Below are 21461 nucleotides of genomic sequence, written 5' to 3'. Positions count from 1 at the left end.
GAGCGTCAAGGACAGCCGTGACGCTCACTGCACCTGCCAGTCGGGAAGATCGGAGACACGCACCGTCATGTCCGTCACCTGACCTGGCTTGATGGGGACGGAGAGCATCTTGTTGACGCCATCCGGGTCCACCACCAGCAGCCGGTAGGTGTCCACGGGCAGCGGCATCTTGCGCAGCGGCGTGGTGCCGAGCTGATTCTCACCATCGAACACCGCGGCGCGGGGGATGGTGCGGAGCGTGAGCCAGCCGAGCTCCGCCTTCGCCGCGCCCTTGGCGGTGCGCGTGTCGATGATCTCGGGCTCGCCATCGACCGGCGGCTCGGCCTCGGCGGTGGCCGGTTTCGCCGGGGCGGCGGCTTTCGGCTTGGGCTCCGGCGCGGTCTCGGCCGAGGCCGGGACCGGGGCAGCCGGGGTGACCGGCTTGCGCGTCCGCTTGGAAACGGTACGGGTGGGCTCCGGCGCGGGTTCCGAAGCCTGGGCCACCACGGGCTCCTGGGCCTCCACCGGCTCCTGCTCCGCCGCGGGCTGCGGCGTGGGCTGTGGGGCCTGGCTCCCCTCCCCCGCCGCCTGCTCCGTGGGGGTCTGAGGCACGGGCAACGGCTCCGCCGGGGGTGGCCCGAGAGGCAGCTCCTCCCCCTTCAGACGCTCGAGCGCGGTGGCGAACAGCGGGGTCAGCCGGGCCCGCGTCGGCGGGTGGTAGAAGGCGACGCCCACGGCCACGAGCAGCAGCAACAGGAAGAGCAACCCGCCCCAGCCCCTTCGCTGCTTCGCCAGCTCCGCCTGGGCCTCCGGGGACAACCTGGCGCGCGGGGACGGCGGGAGCACCTCGCGCTCCTCGGTTCCGGCGGCCTCGGCCTCGGTCTCCTCCGGGATGGCCACGGGCCGGAACCCTCCGGGGGCCCGGCGGACGGGCTGCGTCTTGGCGAGCGGATCCTCCTCGTCCTCCTCGGGCTCGGGCTCGGCGGCCATGGGGCGGGAGAACGCCCCCCGGGCCGGAGACCGCACGGGGGTGGCCACGGACGAGGCCCGGCGCGGAATGGGAGCGGGCGTCTTCGCCGGAGGGGCCACCAGGGGGGCCACCTGCCCCGAGGGGGACTTCACGACACGCGTCGTTTCAGCCGGAACCGGAGGAGAAACCCGGCGGACCCGCTCGGTGGGATCTTCCTTGTCGGGCACACCGAGCGGCACCGCGGGCTTCGCGGTCCCCGTGTCCCGATCGATTTCGTTGGCGCTCTCCAGCAGCGCGCGCGTCTTCTGGAGCTTGTCCTCGAAGAGCTGGCGCATCACCGCGGCCATCTGCTCCTCGTGGAAGAACTCCGGCCCACATGCGGCCTCGATGGCGCGGGCCAGCTCCCGGCCCGTGGCGAAGCGCCGTTCCGGCTCCCGGGCCAAGGCGCGCATCACCACCTGGGACAGTGCCTCGGGCACGCGGGGGTTGAGGCCCGAGGGCGGGGGCACCTCCGCCGCGGCGATCTTCAGCATCACCGCCCCCTCATGGGCGCCGGAGAACAACCGGCGTCCGCACAGCAGCTCGTGCAGGATGATGCCGGCGCAGAAGAGGTCGCTGCGGCCGTCGAGCTGCTCGGAGCCCTTCACCTGCTCGGGGGACATGTAGCCGGTGGTGCCCTTCACCATGCCCACCTGCGTGCGGCCGAGCCGGCCCTTCGCCTTGGCGATGCCGAAGTCGATCACCTTCACCTGGCCTTCGAAGGTGACCATCACGTTCTTGGGCGACACGTCCCGGTGCACCACCGGCCGGGGCTTGCCCGAGGAGTCGGTGAAGTGGTGCGCGTAGTGGAGCCCGAGACACGCGTCCCTCACGGCGCGGGCCGCGAAGCCCAGGGGCAGCGGGCGCTGCTGCTTGAGGGAGGCCTGGAGGATCTGCTCGAGGTTCTGCCCGGCGAGGAACTCCATGGCCAGGTACAGCTCCTCGTCCTCCTGGCCGAGATCGAAGACCTGGCCGATGTTGGCGTGCGCGAGGGCGGCGGTGATGCGGGCCTCGTCCAGGAACATGCGGACGAAGTGCTCGTCCTTCTGGACGTCCGGGAGGATCTGCTTCAGCGCGACGAACTTGCGGAACCCACCGGGCCCGGCGGTGAAGGCGAGGAACAGTTCGGCCATCCCGCCGACGGTCAGGCGGGTGACGATCTCGTACTTGCCGATGCGGCGTCCGCGATCGGGGTCGAGACCCGCGATTCCTGGGTCCCCTGAGTTGGCCATTGCGGGGGCATTCTAGCGGTTGGGTCGCACCGGGTCGACAACGTGACTCAGGCGGTGTCCCGTAGCCAGGGAGGCAACGCGCCAGCCATCGCCTCCCTGCCGGGCAGTCCCGCCACCGCCCCGAGATGCTCCACCACCCGGGAGCCCACGGCACAGCCGAAGGTGGTCAGAGCCTCCAGCTCCTCGCGCGAGGCCTCCGCGAGCGCCGCGTCATCCGCGTAGCGCCGCGAGAGCCCATGGAGGAAGGCCGCCGTGAAGCCATCCCCCGCCCCGGTGGTATCCACCACGCGAACCCGGGGCGCCGGAACGCGCACCACCTCACCGCGCCAGAGGAAGACGGCGCCGGCCTCGCCCCGCGTCACCACGGGCAGCGTCACGCCCAGCCCCGAGAGGTGACGCAGTGCATCTTCCGGCTCCTTGCGGCCGGTGGCGAAGGTGATCTCCTCTTCGGAGAGCTTCACCACCGAGCACCGGGGCAGAAGAATCCGGAGCTGCTCGCGCAGCACCTCCGGCTCCTCCCACGCGTGGAGCCGGAGGTTGGGATCACAGCTCACGATGCGCCCCGCGGAGCGCGCGGCCTCCACGGTGCGCAGCATGGCCGCCCGGGCCTCGGGCAGCTTCAGCGAGTTGGTCCCGAAGTGCACCACGCGCGCGCGCCCGAGGAAGGCCGGGTCCACGTCCCGCTCGCTCAAGAGGAACTCGGCCGAGTTCGTACGGAAGTACGTGAAGCTGCGCTCGCCGCGCGCGTCGATGGAGATGAAGACGAGCCCCGTCCTGGCCTCGGCGGTCTGGCGCACGTGGCTGACGTCCACGCCCTCGGCGGCGAGGCGCTCGCGCAGGAAGTGGCCGAACTCGTCCTGGCCCACCACGCCCACGTAGGCCGAGCGGCCGCCCAACCGCGCCACGCCCACGGAGACGTTGGCCAGCGAGCCGCCGATGCTCGGCTTCCACGCCGTCACGTCGCGCACGCGCTGAGCGGACTCCGCGGGGAGGAAATCCACCAGACTCTCCCCGACACACACCACGTCCATGAGCCGCCTCCTGGAAGCCGCCCGTCAGTCCAACCCCACCTGGGCCATGAAGTCCACGCTCTTGAGGCGGCGGCCCAGGTGGTGGGAGATGAAGACGTTGAGCACCCCGCGCGCCCGGGCCCGGAGCTCGGCCGGCAACGGGGTGCGCTGGCCCTCCTGCAGCGCGCGGAGCCCGGACAGCAGCTCGGCGGGGACGGCCACCGCGTCGCGTGCCCGGAAGCCGCAGGGCTCGCACACGGCGCCGCCATGGGCCTGATCGAAACGGGGCCGCTCACCTGGCGGGCCACCACACAGCGAGCACGAGTCGAAGCGGGGCATCAACCCGGCCTGGGCCAGGGCGGACAGCTCGAAGGCCAGCAGCGAGGTGGGCCCGGCCTCCTTCGCGTCCAGCTTGCCCAGGTACGCCTCCAACAACTCGAAGAGCTCCAGGTGGGGCTCGTGGTCGCGGGTCAGCTCGCGGCACAGCTCCACGGCGTAGAGGGCACGGGCGATGAGGGACAGGTCCTCGCGGGCCCCGTAGTAGCCGGCCACGATGTCGGCCGAGTCCAGGCGCACGGTGGAGCCGCGCGTCTCCACCAGTTGCACGCGCAGCCGCATGTAGGGCTCCAGCGCGCCGGCGAAGCGCCGCTTGCTCTTGCGGGCGCCGGCCGCGAAGGCCGTCAGCTTGCCGTGCTCGCGCGTGAGGAGGGTGACCAGCCGGTCGGACTCCCCGTAATCCACCGTGGAGAGGACCAGCGCGTCGTCGACGAAACGCTCCATGAATCCCCTTCAACGCGCGAGGGGGTTGGGTGCCTTCCCGGTCATCACCAGGGCCACGTACGCCCCCACGCCGAGCACCACCACCAGGAGCACCGCGAGCGCCACCCAGGCCCGCCGCCGCCGCTCGCGCTCCAGCACCACGGGGCTCGGCTCCGGCGTCGCCTTGTCCACCTCCTCGTAACGGAGGATGGCCTCTTCCGGCGCCAGGCCGATGACGGTCGCGTAGGCGCGGATGTAGTTGACGACGAAGACGCGCGAGGGCAGCCGCTCCATCTGCCCTTCCTCGAGGGCGGCGATGAGGCTCGGGGAGATCTTCGTCACCTGCGACACCTCGTCGCGGGACAGACCGCGCAGCTCGCGCTGCTGGGAGAGGTATTTGCCGAATTCGACGTGGTCCACGGCGGTGGGACTTTCTGGTTACAAGGCCTCGAGGAGCCGGTGGCAGTCGTCCTTGAGGACCTGGCTCTTCGCCTTGGCCTCGCAGGCGGCGAAGCTCTGCCGCGCCTCCTCCATCTTCCCCTGCTTCAGCTGACAGGCTCCCTCGCGCAGGTAGGCATCGGCTACGTCCGGGCAGGCCTCACGATAACGTCCGAAGTAGCGGCATGCGTCGGAAACATTACCCGTCTCCTCGTAGATGACCCCCAGATTCTTGTAGCCCATGCAGAAACCGGGGTTGGTCGTCACCGAGGCCTTGATGTTCTGCAGCGCGCGCTCCGTGTCGCCCTTCTTGTAGAGGGCCCAGCCGAGGTTGCCCTGGGCGATGAAGGGCGTGGGGTACAGCATGTCGTTGAGGGACTGCTCGTACAGCTTGATGGCCTCGTCGTAGCGCGCCTGGGAGAGGTACACGTTGGCCAGGTTCGTCTTGGCCTCGGAGAAGCCCGGACGGTACTCCAGCGCCTTCTTGTAGTGCTGGATGGCCTCCTCGGGGCGGTTGAAGGCCAGGTGCAGGAGGATGGCCATGGCGTTGTGGGCCTCCGGGTACTCCGGATCCAACGCCAGGGACTTCTCCATCTCCTTGTAGGCATCCTGCACGCTGCCCGCTGCCTGGGCCTGGAGGCCGAGCTCGTAGCGGAGCTCGGCGCCGCGGCGCTCCTGCTCGGTGGGGACGTGCCTACAGCCCACGAGGGCGAGCGCGAGGAGCCAGGCGGAGGAAAGGCGGCGGTGCATGGGTTCAGCTCTTCTCTTCACGACGGGTAAGGGGTGCTTCAGAAGGAGGCCAGCAGGCGGCCCAGGTTCATCGAGGCGGTGCGCTTCTCGTCGGCGCGGCTCTTGGCGGCGCCCGGCACTAGCTTCGGGTCCTTGTAGAAGACGGGCAGCGTCTTGAGCAGCTCATCCTGGCCCGGGGGCGGCAGGGAGCGGAAGTGCGCGTCGTCCATCATGAAGCCCATGGACTCCACGAAGGCGAGCGCCGCGGCCTCGTCCTGCTGGTAGTCATCCTGGCTCGCGGCGCGCCGGCCGGGGACGTACACGGCGCAGTCCTGGGCCTCGGAGAGGTACAGGTAGATGAAAACGGCGAAGCCATTGGCGCCGCGCAGACCCAACACGAAGGCCTGTGCTGGCCCCGCCGGCTTGCCGGGGATGGCCAGGTGCGGCGAGTTGATGGACTGGTACAGCGCGAGGACCTGCTCGCGGCTGGCGGGAAGGCCTCGGAACCGCTCGTCGATGGAGAACACGTTCGGCGCAACCCCCGCGCTACCGCGTGATGAGGGTGAACTCCTCGGACAGATCTTCCGTCTCCGCCGCGGTGCGCTGGTAGCGGATGAGCGGGTTGTCGATCATCACGTTGCCGCCGCCCTCGTTGCCCTCGCCGATGATGACCTTGAACACGTGCTGGGGAGATTCGCTCCGCCGCGAGCCGGCCGCCACTTTACGGGCGATCATCAGCAGGGTGTTCTTCCCCGGCTGGAGCTCGCGGGTGATCTCCGCGATGACCTGGTCCTCGGCGCTGCGCAGCTTCCGCACCCAGCGGGAGTTGACGTAGAGGTCGACGTCGTACTCCGCCATACCCACCACGGGCTGCTCCGTCACGAGCCAGTAACGCCGGGTGATGCGCGCCGGGGCGGTGTCCACCGGGGCGGGCGCCGGAGCTGGGGCCGCGACGGCTGGAGCAGGCGCCGGGGCCGCGGTGGCCGGAGCGGGAGGCGGGGTCGCGGGAGCCACCGGAGCGGGAGCCGGGGCCGGAGCCGCGGCGACGGGAGCTGGGGCCGCAGGGGCGTTCACCAGCTTCACGGCGTAGGCGGGAGCGTCGATGTGGACGTTGCCCTTGTCGTCGATGCGGACCGAGGCGACCTTCTCGAACTTCTGGTTCGTCACGCCGTCGATACGGACGCCGTTGAGGAACACCGAGCCAGCGAGAGCCGAGACGGGCAACAGCAGGGCCGAGAGGACGAGGGCGGGGATGGAGCGGCGCGGCATGATGAAGACTCCTCCGGGGTAAAAGCGATAGCGCACCCGCCCGGGGTGGACAAGCGCGTGTCACCGGAGACCGGGGCAGCCGCCCGGAAATTCAGACGGCTGCCTGCTCAGGGAGCCTTCTCTTCGGGGCTCTTCTCCAGGGACTCCCGCTGGGCGAGCGCCCAGTCACCGCCGAGCCCCTCCCCTTCCCGGAACCGCTTGAAATCACGGCGGACGAGCCGGGGATAGCGGCGGAAGATGTCCAGCTCCCCCGCCTTCTTGGCCTGCCAGATGCGGGTGGGGCCGGCGTTGTAGGCCATGAGGGCCAGGTCCAGGTCGCCGAAACGGTCGTTCAGCTCGCGCAGGTAGCGGATACCCAGGCGCACACCCAGGGCCGGATCCGAGGCCACCTCCTCGCGAGACAGGCGCAGGCCCTGCTTCTCCGCGAGGAAGTGCAGCGTGCTGGGCTTGATCTGCATCAGCCCCCGCGCGCCCTTCTCGGAGACGGCCTCCTCGGTGAAGTCCGACTCCACGTCGATGATGGCGAGGATCAGCAGCGGGTCATACGCCGACCGGCCGGACTCCTCGGCGATGGCATGGACGATCTGCCGGCGCAGGGTGAGACCGAGGTCCGGGGCCCGCTTGGCGAGCACCGCGTCGATGAGCGCCGCGTCGGGGGGCGTCACCTCGAAGCGCGAGGGCTCGGCCACCAGCGGCACCTCGGGAGGGGTGAACAGGGGCACGGCCCGGGCGGAGAGCACCAGGGCCACTCCGGCCACCAGGGGCAGCTTTCCACACCCCGAGCCGAGTGCATGAAGCCAGCGGAACAGCCCCTCCCCACGCCGCCCACCTGGAGCGGAGGGAGTCCCCATCACTTGCGCTGCCCCAGAGCGTCGATGCGCTCGGCCAATCGGATCAGCCGTGCCTCGATGTCCTGGATTTCCTCCCTGCGGGGAACCTTGATGGTGAGCAGGGCGCGCTTCACACCCTCCTCCACGTTGTGCTCCAGGTCCTTGCGGTGACCCGCCAACCGCTCCGTCAGCAGCCGGCCCTGGCGGATCATCTCCTCCTGGCTCCAACCCGCCAGATCGGCCACGCGCTGCACGGTGCGGGCGGCCTCGTCCTCAGCGGTGGACACGGCCAGCAAGGCCTGGCTCCACACCCGCTCGAACGTCTCCGCCAGCGGGCGCTTCTGCGGGGTCTCCACCTTGTCCATGCAACGCTCTCCAGCACGGCTTCCCGGGCTCGAGTCCCGGAAAGCGGGGTAAGGACAACCGAGGAAAGCACACGCCCCGATTGAAGAAAACGCCACCCATGCTCGCCCGCCTGCTCCAGGCGTCCACTGCTGGATGCTCGCCCGGGGGGCCCGGGTCGACCTCCGTGGTTCCCTCCGGCTTAGTGCACCGGCGCGTCAACCGTCAAGCCGTGAAACCGTAAAGAGCCGAAAAGAAAACCGCCACCCCGGAGCAACCGGAGTGGCGGCGGAAACATCAAGACAGCGGGTGCGGACTAGGCGGCACCGCTGGTCTGGGAGCCCTCGGGCCGGCCGCCGGTGGGGGGCAGGCTGGGAGCCACGTCGTCCTCGTGAGCGATGGCCAGGGCGGCCTCCATCTCGGAGATCTCGTCGGCGGGGCTCTCCACCTCGATGTCGAGGTACTTGTAGTTGGGGAGACCCGTACCGGCGGGGATGAGCCGGCCCATGATGACGTTCTCCTTGAGGCCGCGCAGGTAGTCCACCTTGCCGTTGATGGCGGCCTCGGTGAGCACCTTGGTCGTCTCCTGGAAGGAGGACGCCGAGATGAACGACTCGGTGGAGAGCGAGGCCTTGGTGATGCCGAGCAGCAGCGGCTCGCCGACGGCGGGACGCATGTCCTTGGCCATGACCTTCTCGTTCTCCTCCTCGAACACGTACTTCTCGACCTGCTCGTCGACGAGGAAGCTGGTGTCGCCCACGTCGGTGACGCGCACGCGGCGGAGCATCTGCCGGACGATCACCTCGATGTGCTTGTCGTTGATCTTCACGCCCTGGAGCCGGTAGACCTCCTGCACCTCATCCACGAGGTAGCCCGCGAGCGCCTTCTCGCCGAGCACCTTGAGGATGTCGTGCGGGTTGGCCGAGCCCTCCATCAGCGCCTCGCCGGCCTTCACGCGGTCACCGGCGTGCACGTTGATGTTCTTGCCCTTGGAGATCAGGTACTCCTTGGCCAGGTCGGTGCGCAGCTCGCCGCCCACCTCGGGGGTGAGGATGAGCTTGCGCTTGCCCTTGGTGTCCTTGCCGAAGGAGACCACGCCGTCGATCTCCGCGATGGCGGCGGCGTCCTTGGGCTTACGGGCCTCGAAGAGCTCGGCCACGCGGGGCAGACCGCCCGTGATGTCCTTGGTCTTCGTGGTCTCGCGAGGCACCTTGGCGATGACCTCACCGGCGTGGATCTCATCGCCGTCGTTGACGGTGATGATGGAGCCCTGGGGCAGGAAGTAGCTGGCCGGGGCCTTGGAGGAGATGAGGTTCTTGGTGTTGCCCTCCTCGTCGCGCAGGGTGATGCGCGGACGGGCCTCCGGGTCCTTGGACTCGACGACCGTCTTACGGCTGAGGCCGGTCACCTCGTCCAGCGACTCGTTCATCGTGACGCCTTCGATGATGTCCTCGAAGCGCACGATGCCGCCCACCTCGGTGAGGAGGGGAATCGCGAACGGATCCCACTCGGCCAGCAGGGTGCCGGCCTCGAGCTTCTGGCCCTCCTTCACGAGGATGCGGGCGCCGTAGATGACCTGGTAGCGCTCGCGCTCGCGGCCGGTGTCGTCGACGATGACGAGCTCGCCGTTGCGGTTCATGGCGACCAGGCTGCCGTCCTTCCTCTGGACGGTGGCGAGGCCGGAGAACTTCACCGTACCGGCGTTGCGGTTCTCGAGGCTGGACTGCTCGGCGCGCCGCGTGGCCGCACCACCGATGTGGAAGGTGCGCATCGTGAGCTGGGTACCCGGCTCGCCGATGGACTGCGCCGCGATGACGCCGACGGCCTCGCCCACGGACACCTTGCGGCCACGGGCCAGATCACGGCCGTAGCACTCCACGCAGATGCCGCGCTTGGCCTGGCAGGTGAGCACCGAGCGGATCTTCACCTTGTCGAGACCGCTGTTCTCGATCTTCTTGACGCGGTCCTCGTCGATCTCCTCGTTGGCGCGCACGAGCACGTCGTTGGTGACCGGGTCGAGGATGTCATCGAGGGCCACGCGGCCCAGGATGCGCTCGCCGAGCGGCTCGATGATCTCACCGCCCTCGACGAGGGCGCCGATGAACAGGCCGTCCATGGTGCCGCAGTCGTACTCGTTGATGATGGCGTCCTGGGCCACGTCGACGAGACGGCGGGTGAGGTAACCGGAGTTGGCCGTCTTGAGGGCCGTGTCCGCGAGACCCTTGCGGGCGCCGTGGGTGGAGATGAAGTACTGGAGCACCGAGAGGCCTTCACGGAAGTTGGCCGTGATGGGGGTCTCGATGATTTCACCGGACGGCTTGGCCATCAGGCCGCGCATACCGGCCAGCTGGCGGATCTGCTGGGCCGAGCCGCGGGCACCGGAGTCGGCCATGATGTAGATGGGGTTGAACGACGGCTGCTTGCGCACCTCGCGCTTGCCGTCCTTCTCGCCCACGGCCTCGTCCTGGGAGATCTGCTGCATCATCTCGGCGGCCACCTTCTCGGTGATCTCCGCCCAGATATCGATGACCTTGTTGTAGCGCTCGCCGTCGGTGATGAGACCCTCGAGGTACTGGTTCTCGATCTCGGCCACTTCCTTGCGCGCGAAGTCCAGGAACTCCTGCTTCTTGGCAGGAATGATCATGTCCTTGAGCGCGATGGAGATACCAGCGCGGGTGGCGTTGGTGTAGCCGAGCGACCGGATGCGGTCGGCCAGCAGCACCGTCTCCTTCTCACCGGTGAGGCGGTAGCAGAGGTCGATGAGGCCGCCGAGCGACTTCTTGTCGAGCACCTTGTTGATGGCGTCGAAGCCCACCGTGCGCGGCACGATGTCCCAGAGGAGGACGCGGCCGACGGTGGTCTCCTTGCGCTTGCCGAGGATGCGGCAGACCACCTTCGCCTGCAGGTGCACCTCGCCGTGGTCGTACGCGGCGCGGACCTCGTCGGGCGAGGCGAACACACGGCCCTCGCCGTGAGCGAACTCGCGGGCGCGGGTCATGTAGTAGATGCCGAGCACCATGTCCTGCGTGGGGACGATGATGGGCTTGCCGTTGGCGGGGCTGAGGATGTTGTTGGTGGACATCATCAGCACGCGGGCCTCCATCTGAGCCTCGATGGAGAGCGGCACGTGGACGGCCATCTGGTCACCGTCGAAGTCCGCGTTGAAGGCGGCGCACACCAGCGGGTGCAGCTGGATGGCCTTGCCTTCGATCAGCACGGGCTCGAAGGCCTGCATGCCGAGGCGGTGCAGCGTGGGCGCGCGGTTGAGGAGGACCGGGTGCTCGCGGATGACGTCCTCGAGGATGTCCCAGACCTCGGGACGCTCCTTCTCCACCATCTTCTTGGCGCTCTTGATGGTGGTGACGTAGCCCTTCTCTTCGAGCTTGTTGTAGATGAACGGCTTGAAGAGCTCGAGCGCCATGATCTTCGGCAGGCCGCACTGGTGCAGGCGCAGCTCGGGACCGACGACGATCACGGAACGGCCGGAGTAGTCCACGCGCTTGCCGAGCAGGTTCTGACGGAACCGGCCCTGCTTGCCCTTGAGCATGTCGGACAGCGACTTCAGCGGCCGCTTGTTGGGGCCGGTGATCGTCTTGCCGCGGCGGCCGTTGTCGAACAGCGCGTCCACGGCCTCCTGGAGCATCCGCTTCTCGTTGCGGATGATGATGTCCGGGGCGTTGAGCTCCTGGAGCCGCTTGAGGCGGTTGTTGCGGTTGATGACGCGGCGGTACAGGTCGTTGAGGTCCGACGTGGCGAAGCGGCCACCGTCCAGGGGGACGAGCGGACGCAGGTCGGGCGGGATGACGGGGATGACGTCGAGCATCATCCACTCCGGCTTGTTGCCGGACATCCGGAAGGCCTCGGCGACCTTGAGGCGCTTGGCGTACTTCTTCTTCTTGGCCTCCGAGTTGGTCTCGCGCATGTCGCGGCGGAGATCCTCGGACAGCCGGTTCACGTCGATCGACTTGAGCAGCTCGCGGACGGCCTCGCCGCCCATGCCAGCGGAGAAGGAGTCCTCACCGTGCTCCTCGTAGAGCCGGTGGAGCTTCTCCTCGCTGACGAGCTCGCCCCTCTGCAGCGGCGTCGCCTTGGGGTCGATGATGATGTAGCTCTCGCAGTAGAGGACCTTCTCGAGCTCCTTGAGCGTGATGTCGAGCAGGTTGCCGATACGCGAGGGCAGCGACTTGAGGAACCAGATGTGCGCCACGGGCGTGGCGAGCGTGATGTGGCCCAGGCGCTCACGGCGCACCTTGGACTGGATGACCTCCACGCCGCACTTCTCGCACACGACGCCGCGGTGCTTCATGCGCTTGTACTTGCCGCAGTTGCACTCGTAGTCCTTCACGGGGCCGAAGATGCGGGCGCAGAACAGGCCGTCCCGCTCCGGCTTGAAGGTGCGGTAGTTGATCGTCTCCGGCTTCTTGACCTCGCCGTGCGACCACTGCCGGATCTTGTCCGGCGACGCCAGCGCGATGCGGATGGCGTTGAACGAGAGCGGATCCTTCGGCTTCTCGAAGAAGTTGAAAATGTCCTTCACGGTGCCTCCGAATTTCTTCTGAGCGCGTGAGCGCGAATTCGTTTCGCCTGGGCCGCCAGCGCCCGCCCGCTAAGGGAGCGGGCGCCGGGGGTCAGGCACGCTGGACTAGGCCTCGGTACCGGTCTTCACGCGGTCCTCGCCGTCGCCACCACCACCGAAGTCTCCGGAGAAGGAGCGCTGGCGCTCGGGGGGAGCGCTCTCCAGGAGCTCGACGTCGAGCGCGAGCGACTGGAGCTCCTTGAGGAGCACGTTGAACGACTCGGGCAGGCCAGACTCGAGGACGTTGTCGCCCTTGACGATCGCCTCGTACATGCGCGTGCGGCCCACCACGTCGTCGGACTTGACGGTGAGGAACTCCTGGAGCGTGTACGCCGCGCCGTAGGCCTCCATCGCCCACACTTCCATCTCTCCCAGACGCTGGCCGCCGAACTGGGCCTTGCCGCCCAGGGGCTGCTGCGTGACGAGCGAGTAGGGCCCGATGGAGCGGGCGTGGATCTTCTCGTCCACCAGGTGGTGCAGCTTGAGGATGTACATGACGCCGACGGTGACGTTCTGGTCGAACGGCTCACCGGTGCGGCCGTCGAAGAGCACCATCTGGCCGGTACGCGGCAGGCGGGCCTCGTCGAAGAGCGAGTGGATCTCCGTCTCGCGCGCGCCGTCGAACACCGGCGTGGCGACATGGATGCCCCTCTTCAGGCGGTAGCACAGGCTCTTGACCTCGTCGTCGGACAGCCCGTCCACGAAGTCGCCGAAGGCCTTGTCGTCGTAGACGGTCTTCAGCTGCTTCTTGAGGTTCTCGCCGCTGTAGTTCTCCTCGATGTAGCGCTGGAGCTGCTCGCCCACGCCCTTGGCGGCCCAGCCCAGGTGCGTCTCGAGGATCTGCCCGATGTTCATGCGCGAAGGCACGCCCAGCGGGTTGAGCACGATGTCCACCGGACGCCCGTCCTCGAGGTACGGCAGATCCTCCTCGGGGAGGATGCGGGAGACGACGCCCTTGTTACCGTGGCGGCCGGCCATCTTGTCGCCCACGGCCAGCTTGCGCTTGATGGCGACGTACACCTTGACCATCTTGATGACGCCCGGCGGGAGCTCATCGCCCTTCTTGATGCGGGCGATCTTCTCGCCGAAGGCCAGCTTCACGGCCTCGGTGGTCTCCTCCAGGTTGCGGAGGATGTCGCGCAGCTTGCCGTCGAGCGGATCGCCGACGGAGATCTCCGTCCAGTACTTGTACGGGACGGTGGCGAGCAGCTCGTCGGAGACGATGTCCCCCTTCTTCAGGAGGATCTTGCCCTTGTCGTCCACGAGCTTGCCCTGGATCTCCTTGCCGCGGAGCATGGCACGCAGGCGGCCGTAGGCGCTGTCGCGCAGGACCTTGATCTCGTCGTTCTGGTCCTTGAGGAGCTTGGCTTCCTCCATGGACTCGATCTGCTTGGCGCGCTCGTCCTTCTCGACGCCCTTGCGGCTGAACACCTTGGCGTTGATGACGGTGCCCACCACGCCGGGGGGAACGCGCAGCGAGCTGTCGCGCACGTCGCCGGCCTTCTCACCGAAGATGGCGCGCAGCAGCTTCTCCTCGGGGGAGAGCTGGGTCTCGCCCTTCGGGGTGATCTTGCCCACGAGCACGTCGCCGGGCTTCACCTCGGCGCCGATGCGGATGATGCCGCTCTCGTCGAGATCCTTGAGAGCCTCCTCACCCACGTTCGGGATGTCGCGGGTGATCTCCTCCTTGCCGAGCTTGGTATCGCGCGCGATGCACTCGAACTCCTCGATGTGGATGGACGTGAAGACGTCCTCCTTGAGGATGCGCTCGGAGATGAGGATGGAGTCCTCGAAGTTGTAGCCCTGCCACGGCATGAACGCGACGACGACGTTCTGGCCCAGCGCGAGCTCGCCGGTCTCGGTGGCGGGACCGTCGGCGATCACGTCACCCTTCCGCACCCGGTCGCCCTTGCGGACGATGGGCTTCTGGTTGAGGCACGTGTTCTGGTTGGAGCGCTGGTACTTCAGGAGGTTGTAGATGTCGACCTCGCTGGAGATGTCGAACGCGCCCGCGGCGGAATCCGCCTTCACCACGATGCGGCTGGCGTCCACGCTCTCCACGATGCCATCGCGCCGGGCCACGCAGGTGACGCCGGAGTCGCGGGCCACAATGGCCTCGATGCCGGTGCCCACGAGCGGAGCGGCGGTGCGCAGCAGCGGAACGGCCTGGCGCTGCATGTTCGAGCCCATGAGGGCGCGGTTGGCGTCGTCGTTCTCGAGGAACGGGATGAGGGAGGCGGCCACCGACACCAGCTGGTTCGGGGACACGTCCATCAGGTCCACTTCCTCGGCCTTGGCCTGGACGAACTCGCCGCCGCGGCGGGAGGACACGAGGGGGTTGAGGAACTTGCCCTTCTTGTCCGTCTCGGCGTTGGCCTGGGCGATCGTGTGCTTCTCCTCCTCGAGCGCCGAGTAGAAGGCCACGTCACCGGTGACCGAGCCGGCCTCCACCTTCTTGTACGGCGTCTCGACGAAGCCGAACTCGTTGACGCGAGCGAAGGTGGACAGCGACGCGATGAGGCCGATGTTCGGACCTTCCGGGGTCTCGATGGGGCAGATGCGGCCGTAGTGCGTCGGGTGCACGTCGCGCACCTCGAAGCCCGCGCGCTCGCGGGTGAGGCCGCCGGGCCCGAGGGCGGACAGACGGCGCTTGTGCGTGACCTCGGACAGGGGGTTCGTCTGGTCCATGAACTGCGACAGCTGGCTGGACCCGAAGAACTCCTTGATGACCGCCGTCACCGGCTTGGCGTTGATCAGGTCGTGCGGCATGAGCGTCTCGATCTCCTGGAGGCTCATGCGCTCCTTGATCGCCCGCTCCATGCGCACCAGACCGATGCGGTACTGGTTCTCCAGCAGCTCGCCCACCGCGCGCACACGGCGGTTGCCGAGGTGATCGATGTCGTCGATCACACCCTTGCCGTTCTTGAGGTCCACCAGGTAGCGGATGACCTCGAGGATGTCGCGCTTGGTGAGGATCTGCCCGTCGAGCGGCTCCTCGAGGCCGAACTTGAAGTTCAGCTTGAGGCGGCCGACCTTGGACAGGTCGTAGCGCTCGGGGTTGAAGAAGAGGTTGCTGAACAGGTTGGTGGCCGTCTCCGGCGTCGGGGGATCACCCGGGCGCAGGCGGCGGTAGATCTCCATGATCGCCTGCTCGGGCGACTCGATCTTGTCCAGCATCAACGTCTCACGCAGGTAGGGACCCACGTTGAGGTTGTCGATGAAGAGGACCTTGAACTCCTTGATGTCGCGCTTGAGGAGCTCGTCGATCTTCTCCTGCGAGACCTCCTCGTTGCACTCGAGGATGACCTCACCGGTGTTCTCGTCCACCACGTCGTAGGCGGACACCTTGGTGAAGAGCTCGTCCGCGTCGATGGGGAGCGTCTTCATCTTGGCCGCCTCGAGCTTCTTGATGGCGGCGCGGGTGAACTTGCGGTTCTTCTTGACGATGATGTCGCCCGTCTTGGTCTTGATGTCGCGGGTAGCGCGCTGACCGGGCAACAGCTCCAGCTCCACGGACTTCTCGAAGTCGGTGTTGCTCTGGAGGTAGATGGTCTCCGTGGCGTAGTAGTAGTTGAGGATCTCCTCGGTGGAGCCACGGAACTCCAACGGGTTCTTCTTGGCGGTGTCCGCCACCGCGCCCAGGGCGCGGATGAGCACCGTGGCCGGCAGCTTGCGGCGCCGGTCGATGCGGACGTACAGGATGTCCTTGTGGTCGAACTCGAAGTCGATCCACGAGCCGCGGTACGGGATGATGCGGGCGTTGTAGAGCAGCTTGCCAGACGAGTGGCTCTTGCCCTTGTCGTGGTCGAAGAAGGCACCCGGGCTGCGGTGCAGCTGGCTGACCACCACGCGCTCGGTCCCGTTGATGATGAAGGTGCCGTTCTGGGTCATCAGCGGGATTTCGCCGAAGTAGACCTCCTGCTCCTTCACATCGCGGATGGACTGGGCGCCCGTCTCCTCGTCCTTGTCCCAGACGACCAGGCGCACGACGACCTTGATTGGCGCCGAGTAGGTCATGCCACGCTGGTGGCACTCATCCACGTCGTACTTGGGCTTCTCGAGGTGGTAGCTGACGAACTCGAGCGAGGACGTCTCGTTGAAATCCCGGATGGGGAAGACCGACTTGAAAACTCCCTGAAGCCCGATGTCCTCACGCTTCTCCGGCGGGATATCAGCCTGGAGGAACTTCTCGTAGGACTGCTTCTGGATGTTGATGAGGTTGGGAATGTCGATGGTCTTCGCGATCTTCGCGAAGGTCTTCCGCACTCGGAAGTTGTTCTGGATCTGCGTCGGCATTCGAACTCCGGGGCGAGCAAGCTCAGGCGGGGCGAGCTTGGGTAACGCGCAGCGGCAGCGGAAAATTTAGAGATACGGAAAGGGCAAAGCCGGCGCACCCTTTCCGGGCACGCCGGCCTGCTCATCCGGTCAGGAGGCGGCGGGAATTTTCCGAAACCCGTCGCCAACCTGAGTCACAACAAACTACTTGATGTCGACCTTGGCGCCAGCCGCGGTGAGCTGGTCCTTGATCTTCTTGGCGTCGTCCTTGTTGACGCCCTCCTTGACGGTCTTGGGAGCGCCCTCGACCAGGTCCTTGGCCTCCTTCAGGCCCAGGCCGGTGATCGCGCGGATCTCCTTGATGACGTTGATCTTGTTCGCGCCGGCGTCGGCGAGGATGACGTTGAACTCCGTCTTCTCCTCGACCGGGGCGGCGGCGGCGGCGCCAGCGGGGCCAGCGGCCACGGCAACGGCGGCGGCGGAGACGCCCCACTTGTTCTCGAGCTGCTTCACGAGCTCGGCGGCCTCCATCACCGTGAGGGTGGAGAGCTGGTCAACAATCGAATTCAGGTCAGCGGCCATTGTCAATGTCCTTCTTGTTCTAACGGCCTTCCTCCCCATGGGGAGGAAAAGGCCAGAGGTTTGCGGTGGGTCTGCTTCTGGGGGCTATTACTGGGGCTGCTTGTCCACGTTCGCCTGGAGCACGCGGGCCAGCTGGGAGCCGGGGGCCGCGATGGTGCGAACGAGCTTGCCGGCAGGCTGGTTGAGCATGCCGAGCAGCTGGGCGCGGAGCTCGGGCAGACCGGGCATCTTCGCCAGGGACTTCACGCCCTCGACGTCGACACGGCGGCCCTGCACGGACGCGCTGCGGACCTTGATGGTCTCGAGATCCTTGATGAAGTCCACGAGGATCTTCGCCGGGGCCACGACGTCGTCGTAGCTGATGGCGATGGCCACGGGCCCCACGAAGTCCTCGGCGATGACCTCCACCGGGGTACCCTTCGCAGCGCGCTTGGCCAGCGTGTTCTTCAGGACCTTGTAGTCCACCTTGCCGTCGCGGAACTTCTTGCGCAGCTTGGTCACGGTCTCCACGTTCAGCTTGGAGAACTCGGCGACAATCGCGGTCTGAGCCCTCGAAAACTTCTCGTTGAGCTCCTTGATCAGTTCTTCCTTCTCGCTCTTGATCACTTGGTTTCACCTCCTCACGACACCCACCCGAAGGCGGGCTGGATTACCTGGGCCACGCAAGTGGCAGAGCGAGAGGAGCCCCGTAAGGCACCACACCGCACCTCCAGTCTCGGCAGGGCGACTCTTCGAGTCGTTTGAACCCTGGGTGTTCTTCGTGGCTCCGACCGGTTGTCCGGTTGCCAACGGAGGGCACGAGGCCCACCCCGGGTCCCTGCTGTCTGGGACCAGGGATGTTGAAGCGTCCCGTCTCATCGACGTGGCGCCTCAATTGCAAAAGCCGGGGCGCTATACCCGCGGCTTCGCGAAACGTCCAGCAAATTATGACTGTGGGCGTCAATCAGACGACGAAGGGGGCCTCGGATGAAGAGGCCCCCCTCTGTCTGAACCGACGAACCCCCTGCCCTACTCCTGACTACCGGTGGCGGGCGAGGATCTCGTTGGTGTCGATCTTGATACCCGGGCTCATGGTGGCCGAGATGGCCACGCCCTTGAGGTAGACGCCCTTGGCGGTGGCCGGCTTGAGCTTCATCACCAGGTCCACCAGGGTGTTGAAGTTCTCGGTGAGCTTCTCCGGGGTGAAGGAGGCCTTGCCGACCTTGACGTGGACGATGCCGGCCTTCTCGGCGCGGAACTCCACCTTACCGCCCTTGGCGTCGCGGACGGCCTTGGCCACGTCCATGGTCACCGTGCCCACCTTCGGGTTGGGCATGAGGCCACGGGGACCGAGCACCTTACCGAGGCGGCCGACCACACCCATCATGTCCGGGGTGGCGATGACGGTGTCGAAGTCGAGGAAGCCGCCCTCGATGCGCTTGGCCAGCTCGTCGCCGCCGACCACGTCAGCGCCAGCACCCTCGGCCTCGGTGGCACGCTCGCCCTTGGCGAACACGGCCACGCGCACCGTGGCACCCGTACCGTGCGGGAGGACCACGGCGCCACGGACCATCTGGTCCGCGTGCTTCGGGTCCACGCCGAGGTTGAGCGCCACCTCGACGGTCTGATCGAACTTGGTGCCGCGAAGGGCCGTGGTCTCCTTCAGGAGAGCGAAACCCTCGGCGATGGTGTAGCGCTTGTTGCGGTCCACCTTGGCGGCGGACGCGCGGAACTTCTTACCGGTCTGAGGCATGGGAAATATCCTGTTTCAGAAGGAGTGGAGGGAGAGGGTCAGACGACGTCGATGCCCATGGAGCGCGCGGTGCCAGCGATGGTGCGCTTGGCGGCTTCCAGAGAACCAGCGGTCGTGTCCTCGATCTTCTTCTTGGCGATCTCCTCGAGCTGCTTCTGGGTGATCTGCCCCACCTTCTCCTTGCCCGGCTTCTTCGCGCCCGAGCCCTTCTTCTTCTCGGTGTGCAGGCCCGCCGCCTTCTTGATGAGGACGGCCGCGGGAGGCGTCTTCAGGATGAAGGTGAAGGAACGGTCCTGATACACGGTGATGATGACCGGGATGATCAGGCCTTCCTTGGCCTCCGCCTGGGTCTTGGCGTTGAACTGCTTGCAGAACTCCATGATGTTCACGCCCTGCTGACCGAGCGCGGGGCCGATCGGCGGAGCGGGGTTCGCCTTACCGGCGGGAATCTGCAGCTTGACCTGCCCTGTGACCTTCTTCATTTGCTGAAAACTGCCTTTCGAGACGGTGGTTCCTGCGGGCCGCTTGACGGGCGGCCCTCCCACCCTGGGTATCCCCGAGCGCTCTCACGCCGGGGAAGTCTGCTAGCCGGTGGTCTTCTCCACCTGCATGAAATCCAGCTCCACTGGAGTGGCGCGGCCGAAGATGCTCACGAGCACCTTCACGCGGCCCTTCTCGGCGTTGACCTCCTCCACCGTGCCATTGAAGTTGGCGAAGGGGCCGTCGATGACGCGGACGGTGTCGCCGTCGGAGAACTGCACCTTCGGCTTGGGCTTGAGCGTGCCCTCGGAGATTTGAGAGGTGAGCCGGGCCACTTCCTTGTCGGAGATGGGCGTGGGCTGCTCGTTCTGCGCCGCACCGGGGAAACCGGTGATCTTCGGCGTGTTCTTCACGAGGTGCCAGGAGCGATCATTGAGCTCCATCTGCACGAAGATGTAGCCCGGGAAGAACTTGCGCCGGGACGTCTTCTTCTCGCCCTTCACCATCTCGACGACCTGCTCCATCGGAATCAGGATTTCGCCGAACAGGTCCTGCAACCCCTCGAGACGAATGCGCTCTTCCAGGCTCTTCTTCGCCTGGTTCTCGAAGTTCGAGTAGGTGTGGACCACGTACCATTTCATCGCCATTACAACTTCCCCCAGATGGCGGGTATCCACTCAACCATAAGGTTGTAGGCGAGGGTGTCGATGCAGAAGAGCAGCACGGCCGCCACGACAGAGGCGACGATGACCGCCACGGTCGACGCCTTGGTCTCCGCCCAGGAAGGCCAGGTGACCTTCATCAGCTCGGAGGCGACTTCGATGGAGAGGGAGTGCGTCTTGGGGTGCACGTAAGCGCCCACCACGAGCCCCGCGGCGAGCAGGTAGCCCACCAGGGTGGAGACCCGCCAGTCGAGACCGTCGAGGATGACGGGATCGTTCCAGCTGGCCCGGGCCCAGATGAGACCACAGACGTGCTCCAGGAAGAGCGCGAAGATGAGACCCGCGATGAGGAAGAAGATGACCACGAGCCGCTTCGGGTCCATCCCTGAACGGTTCGCCTGCTGGCTGGCCTCGGATGCCGCTGCCATGATTCCTCGCTGACTGAAAACTGCCTGATCCCGGAAACACAGGGACCCCCGGTACCTGGGTACCGAGGGTCCCTGCAACTAACAACTGGCAGGCCAGGAGGGATTCGAACCCCCAACACGCGGATTTGGAGACCGCTGCTCTACCGTTGGAGCTACTGGCCTAAACACCCGACCACAACAACCGAACTAGACCTTACCTTCCTTATGGACGGTATGCTTCCGGTCGCGGGGGCAGTACTTGCTCAGCTCGAGCTTGTCCTGGCTCTTCCGCTTGTTCTTGGTGGTGTAGTAGTTCCGCTCCTTGCACACCGTGCACTCGAGCGAGATGATGCTGCGGTTACCCTTGGGCATGGCTTGAACTCGATAAGCACGAGGGGAAAGCCGTTTATCACAGCTCCCCCCTCGGGGTTAACCACCTGTTGGGACGGGCCGGAAGCCCGCCAGCCAACTAGGCGATGATCTCGGCGACGACGCCGGCGCCCACGGTGCGGCCACCCTCGCGAACGGCGAAGCGCAGCTCCTTCTCCATGGCCACAGGGGTGATCAGCTCCACCTCGATGGCGATGTTGTCACCGGGCATCACCATCTCGACGTTGTCCGGCAGCTTCACCGTGCCGGTCACGTCCGTGGTGCGGAAGTAGAACTGCGGGCGGTATCCCTTGAAGAACGGGGTGTGACGGCCACCCTCTTCCTTCGACAGGACGTAGATCTGGGCCTTGAACTTGGTGTGCGGGGTGATGGAGCCCGGCTTGGCCAGCACCTGGCCACGCTCGAGGTCCTCACGCTTGAGACCACGCAGCAGCGCGCCGATGTTGTCGCCCGCGCGGCCCTCGTCCAGCAGCTTGCGGAACATCTCCACGCCCGTGACGACCGTCTTCTGCGTGGGGCGGATTCCCACGATCTCGATTTCCTCGCCCACCTTGATGATGCCGCGCTCCACGCGGCCGGTGGCCACCGTACCGCGGCCGGCGATGGAGAACACGTCCTCCACCGGCATCAGGAAGGGCTTGTCCGTGGCGCGCTGCGGGGTGGGGATGTAGCTGTCCACCGCCTCCATCAGCTTGAGGATGGCCGGCTCGCCGATGTCCGAGGTGTCACCCTCCAGCGCCTTGAGGGCCGAGCCCTCCTC

Annotated in this window: 19 protein-coding genes and 1 tRNA gene; all 20 read right to left on the bottom strand. The window is 66.8% G+C overall.

Features of this window, described 5'->3' with window-relative positions; translation table 11 throughout:
- Positions 1 to 24: 24 nt before the first annotated feature.
- Entirely contained in the window at positions 25 to 2220 is a 2196-nt protein-coding gene (locus BO221_RS00100; protein WP_073558306.1) for a serine/threonine-protein kinase, read from the bottom strand.
- Between the two features lie 47 nt (positions 2221 to 2267).
- Complete coding sequence (locus tag BO221_RS00095; RefSeq protein ID WP_073558305.1) at positions 2268 to 3251, bottom strand: carbohydrate kinase family protein; 984 nt, start codon at positions 3249 to 3251, stop codon at positions 2268 to 2270.
- A 24-nt stretch (positions 3252 to 3275) separates the two neighbouring features.
- Positions 3276 to 4010 carry a DNA repair protein RecO gene (gene recO / locus BO221_RS00090; protein WP_073558304.1) on the bottom strand — a complete coding sequence of 245 codons (735 nt, stop codon included), beginning with the start codon at positions 4008 to 4010 and terminating at the stop codon, positions 3276 to 3278.
- A gap of 9 nt (positions 4011 to 4019) precedes the next feature.
- Positions 4020 to 4409 (bottom strand): RodZ family helix-turn-helix domain-containing protein, encoded by a 390-nt coding sequence (locus tag BO221_RS00085; RefSeq protein ID WP_073558303.1) that lies wholly within the window; start codon positions 4407 to 4409, stop codon positions 4020 to 4022.
- An 18-nt stretch (positions 4410 to 4427) separates the two neighbouring features.
- Positions 4428 to 5177: a social motility TPR repeat lipoprotein Tgl gene (gene tgl / locus BO221_RS00080; RefSeq protein WP_073558302.1), complete on the bottom strand. Its 750-nt coding sequence runs from the start codon at positions 5175 to 5177 to the stop codon at positions 4428 to 4430.
- A gap of 38 nt (positions 5178 to 5215) precedes the next feature.
- Positions 5216 to 5683: a social motility and stimulation tgl protein gene (locus BO221_RS00075; RefSeq protein WP_073558301.1), complete on the bottom strand. Its 468-nt coding sequence runs from the start codon at positions 5681 to 5683 to the stop codon at positions 5216 to 5218.
- 19 nt (positions 5684 to 5702) lie between these two features.
- Positions 5703 to 6425: a hypothetical protein gene (locus BO221_RS00070; RefSeq protein WP_073558300.1), complete on the bottom strand. Its 723-nt coding sequence runs from the start codon at positions 6423 to 6425 to the stop codon at positions 5703 to 5705.
- A gap of 107 nt (positions 6426 to 6532) precedes the next feature.
- Positions 6533 to 7276, bottom strand: a complete 744-nt coding sequence (locus BO221_RS00065; RefSeq protein WP_073558299.1) for a lytic transglycosylase domain-containing protein — start codon at positions 7274 to 7276, stop codon at positions 6533 to 6535.
- Positions 7276 to 7620, bottom strand: a complete 345-nt coding sequence (locus BO221_RS00060; protein ID WP_073558298.1) for a phasin family protein — start codon at positions 7618 to 7620, stop codon at positions 7276 to 7278. The genes BO221_RS00065 and BO221_RS00060 overlap by 1 nt, the downstream gene beginning before the upstream one ends.
- A 293-nt stretch (positions 7621 to 7913) precedes the next feature.
- Positions 7914 to 12134, bottom strand: a complete 4221-nt coding sequence (gene rpoC, locus BO221_RS00055; protein ID WP_073558297.1) for a DNA-directed RNA polymerase subunit beta' — start codon at positions 12132 to 12134, stop codon at positions 7914 to 7916.
- Between the two features lie 105 nt (positions 12135 to 12239).
- On the bottom strand, positions 12240 to 16469 hold the full coding sequence (gene rpoB / locus BO221_RS00050; RefSeq protein ID WP_073558296.1) for a DNA-directed RNA polymerase subunit beta: 4230 nt from the start codon (positions 16467 to 16469) through the stop codon (positions 12240 to 12242).
- A gap of 183 nt (positions 16470 to 16652) precedes the next feature.
- Positions 16653 to 17030 (bottom strand): 50S ribosomal protein L7/L12, encoded by a 378-nt coding sequence (rplL, locus tag BO221_RS00045; protein ID WP_073558295.1) that lies wholly within the window; start codon positions 17028 to 17030, stop codon positions 16653 to 16655.
- 87 nt (positions 17031 to 17117) lie between these two features.
- Positions 17118 to 17636, bottom strand: coding sequence for a 50S ribosomal protein L10 (gene rplJ, locus BO221_RS00040; protein WP_043392860.1), 519 nt, complete (start codon positions 17634 to 17636; stop codon positions 17118 to 17120).
- A gap of 412 nt (positions 17637 to 18048) precedes the next feature.
- Positions 18049 to 18762 carry a 50S ribosomal protein L1 gene (gene rplA / locus BO221_RS00035; RefSeq protein ID WP_073558294.1) on the bottom strand — a complete coding sequence of 238 codons (714 nt, stop codon included), beginning with the start codon at positions 18760 to 18762 and terminating at the stop codon, positions 18049 to 18051.
- 38 nt (positions 18763 to 18800) lie between these two features.
- Complete coding sequence (rplK, locus tag BO221_RS00030) at positions 18801 to 19244, bottom strand: 50S ribosomal protein L11 (RefSeq protein ID WP_073558293.1); 444 nt, start codon at positions 19242 to 19244, stop codon at positions 18801 to 18803.
- A 102-nt stretch (positions 19245 to 19346) separates the two neighbouring features.
- Entirely contained in the window at positions 19347 to 19889 is a 543-nt protein-coding gene (nusG, locus tag BO221_RS00025; RefSeq protein ID WP_043392853.1) for a transcription termination/antitermination protein NusG, read from the bottom strand.
- Positions 19889 to 20332 (bottom strand): preprotein translocase subunit SecE, encoded by a 444-nt coding sequence (gene secE, locus BO221_RS00020; RefSeq protein WP_073558292.1) that lies wholly within the window; start codon positions 20330 to 20332, stop codon positions 19889 to 19891. Before secE ends, nusG begins: the two co-directional genes overlap by 1 nt.
- 86 nt (positions 20333 to 20418) lie before the next feature.
- Positions 20419 to 20494, bottom strand: a tRNA-Trp gene (locus BO221_RS00015).
- Between the two features lie 24 nt (positions 20495 to 20518).
- On the bottom strand, positions 20519 to 20683 hold the full coding sequence (gene rpmG / locus BO221_RS00010; RefSeq protein WP_043392848.1) for a 50S ribosomal protein L33: 165 nt from the start codon (positions 20681 to 20683) through the stop codon (positions 20519 to 20521).
- A gap of 97 nt (positions 20684 to 20780) precedes the next feature.
- Positions 20781 to 21461 (bottom strand): EF-Tu/IF-2/RF-3 family GTPase (locus BO221_RS00005; protein ID WP_255408415.1); only part of this gene is annotated, 681 nt, incomplete at its 5' end.

This window comes from Archangium sp. Cb G35, assembly GCF_001896145.1.
In the GTDB taxonomy this organism is placed as follows: domain Bacteria; phylum Myxococcota; class Myxococcia; order Myxococcales; family Myxococcaceae; genus Archangium; species Archangium violaceum.
This window is presented reverse-complemented; position numbering and strand designations above follow the sequence as displayed.